The organism is Bradyrhizobium sp., from assembly GCF_049581145.1.
In the GTDB taxonomy this organism is placed as follows: Bacteria; Pseudomonadota; Alphaproteobacteria; order Rhizobiales; family Xanthobacteraceae; genus Bradyrhizobium.
This window is the reverse complement of sequence record NZ_JBAURI010000511.1, coordinates 1-2,727: the sequence shown is the minus strand read 5'-3', so window position 1 is coordinate 2,727 and position 2,727 is coordinate 1. Positions and strand designations below refer to the sequence as shown.

Below are 2,727 nucleotides of genomic sequence, written 5' to 3'. Positions count from 1 at the left end.
CCGCGTCCACCGCATCCTGCCCCGCGTCTCTGGACGATCCGGAACGCCCCTCTGTGGGACAGGATGGCGGGAGATATGCAGCTGATTTGGGGGCCGCGTCAAGGATAATTTCCGAAAATCGGAAACGTCGCTGTGGATGATGCCTCGGGATAATGTATCAGCCAGACCATAGTAGGGTGAGCCAAGGCGCTTGCACCGTGCCCACCATTTTCGCGGAGACGGAAGAGGTGGGCACGCTGCGCGCCCACCCTGCGTACCACGCACTCCGTCGTCATGCCCGGGCTTGTCCCGGCTTATCCCGGGCATCCACGAACTCGTGGCGCTGCCGGAGCGAAAGACGTGGATGGCCGGGCAGCACCGCTCGACCGCCCAAGACCTCGGGCTCCAGGGGGGCGCGTGGCTGGTTACGATTTCCAGCCTTTGAACTCGATCCCCATTATTGCCGAGGAAGCGGCAGCGATGCGGAATTGCCTTCGCACCTACGGTTACAACCTGGCCCACAATCGCTCGAGGCTCTGGAGCGCGCGGCGGGATGGCGAACGCGTCGCCACGTTGAGGCTTGGCTGCCGTTTTCGCGATCCGCTTCTCAACATCGTCGATCTGAGGGGACCCAGAAACGCGGACGTACCGCGCGAACTGTCGTGGGCGGCGCGCCAGTGGCTGCACGCGCAGGACCTGTCGCAGATCAAAATGGAGCAGCGTGACTGGGGCACAGCACCGCTCGACCGCACCACCTGGCTGTCGCTTTGGCGAACGTATTGGCTCGCAAAACGCCGCATCCCGGAATGGCTGCCGGTCGCGCCGTCGCGCGACGCGCTCGCCGCGTTGTGAGTTGGCGGGTGCTGGACGGCAGAAGCGAGCGGCGCCCCGCAAGGGGAATCGAACCCCATTTTGGCCTTGAGAGGGCTTCGGGCAGAAACCAGCGCCGACCTTGATCCTGCTGCCGGCTCGCCACGGTGGCGAATGATCCGAACCGGCCATTTGACTGCGTCAAACCGAGGTGGCGCACGGCGAGCGCCTTGGGATAGCGTACCGACATCGCCGCTCTCCCATTGGAAGGCTCCTCAAATGCTGAAAGAAATTGATGCTCCGCAGGTGCCCAATCGCCAAGGGGCTGATCCGCTTACTATGCAAGAGGTTATGGCCTACTATCGGGTGCCGGCTCTCAGCATTGCGGTCATCAGTGACTTTGCAATTGACTGCGCTCATTCCTGGGGAGTGGCAGACGTCGAGACCGGAGCTTCCGCCACAAACGAAACGCTCTATCAGGCCGCATCGGTCAGCAAGCCGGTCGCCGCAATGGCGTCCCTCAAGGCGGTTCAAGATGGACGATTCGGTCTCGACCAGGACATCAATACGATTCTGACATCCTGGAAATTGCCAGATTGGCCATTCGGCGATGGTCTGCCTGTAACTCCGCGAACACTTTTGAGCCATACCTCTGGTACCGGCGACGGTTTCGGATTCCCCGGCTACGATCCGGGAGCGCCGCTGCCGAAGGTGCAGCAAATACTCGATGGCCGGCCGCCCGCCAATGTCGGCCCGGTGCGATTGGTTCGACCACCCCTCACGGCCGCCCATTACTCCGGTGGCGGCATCTTGATCCAGCAATTGGTTCTTACCGACGCTGTCGGAATTCCGTTCGCGGACATCGCGGGCGACTGGATTTTCAGCCCACTCGGCATGACCAGCAGCACCTTCGAACATCCGTTGCCGCGCGACTTCGATCGGCGGACAGCACGTGGTCATGATTGGGCGGGTAAGGGTGCAAACCGCCCCCGATGGCATAGCTATCCTGAGCAGGCCGCGGCCGGATTATGGACCACGCCAACCGACCTCGCTAAATTCATGATCGACGTTCAGAGCACACTCGCTGGACGATCGACCAAAATACTCAACCGATCAACAATGCAGGAAATGATAACGCCTGTGGGTATCGGTACCTATGCTGTAGGTTTTTCGGTCATGCGAAAGGGGGAAGGCTGGTATTTCGAGCACGGTGGAAGAAATTGGGGATTTCAGTGTCTGGCAACGGCGCATCGTGCGAGGGGCTACGGCGTGGTTGCCATGACCAACGGTGACAATGCGCAGGAGCTATTGCAAGTGGTCGTCGAGCGGGTCGCGCGAGCCTATGGCTGGGACATGTTCGATAAACCGACGTTGCGTTAGGTTTTACCCATTCCCATCCGCCAGCCTCACTCCTGCGCAACGATCAAAGGCTATGGCGCAATTGCGGCTTTTGGCCCCACAGCGAAGACCATCAGGGCTACACCACGTCGGCTGTCCGAGGTGTTGCCGACCAGATTTGCTCGGCATGAGGCTTTCAGCCCGTGACCCGTTACGGACATGCAGAGGCGACACATAACCGTGAGGGCCTTGGGGGCAATCATGAGAGCCAATAATTTTGGCGGCCTATTCCCTGGAAAGAGCGGCAAAAACAAACACAATACTGAACATCCATATCATGGCCGCCACTTCAAATCGGATAGTCCAGCGGCGATAAAATTGGCCGGCTTCGGTATAGTTTGCTGGGTCAGTTATGATTGTAAACCCGCGCCACCAAAAGGGGTGTAACAGTCCTTCTCGGGGAATACGATATTTGAGCATTTGGGACCGAAGAAGCCACGCTCCCATGTTCAGGATGAATGCTACCCCAAGCCAAATATGCACGACCTTTGGGTTCATGGCGCGGCAACTCCCGGCGTCCGTTGGCGGTCTCTTTGATAT

The 2,727-nt window shown here is 59.6% G+C and carries 3 protein-coding genes; 2 read left to right on the top strand and 1 reads right to left on the bottom strand.

The genetic code is table 11. The annotated features are described in order from the left end of the window. Nucleotides 1-339: 339 nt before the first annotated feature. The gene (locus WCB02_RS16895; protein ID WP_423959685.1) at nucleotides 340-831 is read left to right on the top strand and encodes a hypothetical protein; all 492 of its coding nucleotides are present in this window, start codon (nucleotides 340-342) and stop codon (nucleotides 829-831) included. Between the two features lie 237 nt (nucleotides 832-1,068). Beyond that, on the top strand, nucleotides 1,069-2,169 hold the full coding sequence (locus WCB02_RS16890) for a serine hydrolase domain-containing protein (protein WP_423959683.1): 1,101 nt from the start codon (nucleotides 1,069-1,071) through the stop codon (nucleotides 2,167-2,169). A gap of 243 nt (nucleotides 2,170-2,412) precedes the next feature. Here the strand turns inward: WCB02_RS16890 and WCB02_RS16885 are convergent. Continuing rightward, nucleotides 2,413-2,727, bottom strand: a 315-nt coding sequence (locus WCB02_RS16885; RefSeq protein WP_423959681.1) for a hypothetical protein, incomplete at its 5' end; no start/stop codon positions are given.